Consider the following 2,028-nt stretch of genomic DNA (forward strand, 5'->3'; position numbering starts at 1 on the left):
CTCGGCTCCGGCGGCCTGGGCCTCTTCGAGTTCGGCGACTACCGGCTGGCGCGGACGATCGGGATCGTCGCGCTGTCGCTCATCCTCTTCGAGGGCGGCCTGGCGGCGGGGTGGGCGGAGATTCGTCCCGTCCTGCGCTCGGCGCTGTCTCTGGCCGTCGTGGGCACGGTGCTGACCGCGGTGATCACCGGCCTGGCGGCGGTGTGGCTGCTGGGCGTAGAGCCGCTCGAGGGGCTGCTCATCGGCGCGATCGTCTCCTCCACCGACGGCGCGGCCATCTTCGCCGTCCTGCGCGGCTCGACGCTGCGCCGGCGCCTGGCCCGCACGCTGGAGGGCGAGTCGGGCTTCAACGACCCCGTCGCCGTGCTGCTCGTCCTGGGCTTCATCGCCTGGATCCAGGAGCCCGGGTACGGCCTGGTGGCGTTCCTGCTCGACTTCGCCCTCCAGCTGGGGGTCGGCGCCGTGGTCGGCCTGGGCGTGGGTTGGCTGGCCGTGCGTGGGCTGCGCAGGGTGCGCCTGGCCTCGGCGGGCCTGTACCCGGTGGCCTCGATCGCGGTGGTGGCGGTGGCCTACGGGGTCGCCGATGTCGCTCACGGCTCGGGCTTCCTGGCCGTGTATCTGGCGGGCCTGGCCATCGGCTCCACGTCGCTGCCGGCCACCCGGACGATCGTGACCTTCCACGACGGCCTGGCCTGGGTGGCCCAGCTGGTGATGTTCCTGGCGCTGGGCCTGCTGATCTTCCCCTCCCAGCTGCTGGACATCGCGCTGGAGGGCACGATCCTCGCGGTCGTGCTGGCCTTCGTGGCCCGGCCGGTGGCCACCTACCTCGCGACCCTCTTCCAGGGGTTCTCGCCGCGCGACCAGGTGGTGCTGGGCTGGGCCGGGCTGCGTGGTGCGGTGCCCGTGGTGTTGGGCACCTTCCCGCTGCTGGCCGGGGTCGGGGAGAGCCTGACCTTCTTCAACCTCGTGTTCTTCGCCGTGGTGCTCTCGGTGCTGCTGCAGGGGCTGACCTTCGAGCCGCTGGCCCGGGCACTTGGGGTGACCACCGACGCGGCGGCCATCCCCCTGCCGCTGATGGAGCCGGCCACCGCGCGCCGGCTGGGCGCCGAGATCGTCGAGTTCCCCGTGGACGCGGGCGACGCTGCGGCGGGAAGGCTGGTGCGCGAGCTGCAGCTTCCGCGCGACGCGCTGCTCAACCTGATCGTGCGCGGGGAGCAGGCCCTCCCGCCGCGTGGCTCGACGCGCGTCGAGCCTGATGACCGCCTGCACGTGCTCGTGCGCCAGGAGGCCGCGGTGGAGTTCGAGCAGTTGCTGCGCCGCTGGCGCGAGGGCCCCCTGGAGGTCCGCACCCGCCCCGCGCCGACCCCCGGCTACCCGACGGTCTTCCGCACCCGCCCGTGGACGCAGGCCGACGGCGATCCCCAGGCCGCCGAGGCCATCGACGGCGTGGCTGTCGCCGTGCGCCTGCGCACCCGCCGCGACGCTCCGGGCGCCCTGCTCGCCCTCGACGACGGCTCGTTCGCCGTGACCGGCAAGATCCTCGCCCGCGGCCCGGCCGGCCCGCTGCAGGACTTCGCCCGCCGCCGGCTGGCCGCGGCGCGCACCGAGGGCGAACGCGCCTGGTGGCGCGAGGTCATCGGGGCGCTGGCAGTGGGCTGATCGGCTCAGGTCCGCGGCCGGTCCTGCCGATGGGCTCAGTGGTGATGCTGCTGCCTAAGACCATCCGCGCCGCCGCGACCGCCGTCTGCCTCGTGGTCGCGCTGGCGCTGTGCCTGTTCGCCGTCGACCAGTTCTCCGCCGCCCGCGACAGCGCCCGGGCCGACCTGGACGCGGTCGGGGTGGCCGGGGACGTCGACGGGCGCGAGAGCGCGAAGGGCTGGCTGCGCGAGGACATCGATGCGGTGGCCGACGTGCTCACCGCGCCCTTCGCCTGGGCCGGGCCGGGCGACGAGCCGTGGGTCGCCTTCGGCGGCCCCGCGCTCCTCGCGCTGGTCGTCTACGGCGTCGGGGGCTTCACGCTGGCCCGCT

The 2,028-nt window shown here is 74.8% G+C and carries 2 protein-coding genes; both read left to right on the top strand.

The window, feature by feature from the left end:
* Positions 1-1,659: potassium/proton antiporter (locus tag KY462_16995; GenBank protein ID MBW3579396.1), on the top strand; the 1,659-nt coding region annotated here is incomplete at its 5' end.
* Positions 1,660-1,703: 44 nt separating this feature from the next.
* The coding region (locus KY462_17000) for a hypothetical protein (GenBank protein ID MBW3579397.1) at positions 1,704-2,028 on the top strand (325 nt) is incomplete at its 3' end.

It is taken from the genome of Actinomycetota bacterium (assembly GCA_019347675.1).
In the GTDB taxonomy this organism is placed as follows: domain Bacteria; phylum Actinomycetota; class Nitriliruptoria; order Nitriliruptorales; family JAHWKO01; genus JAHWKW01.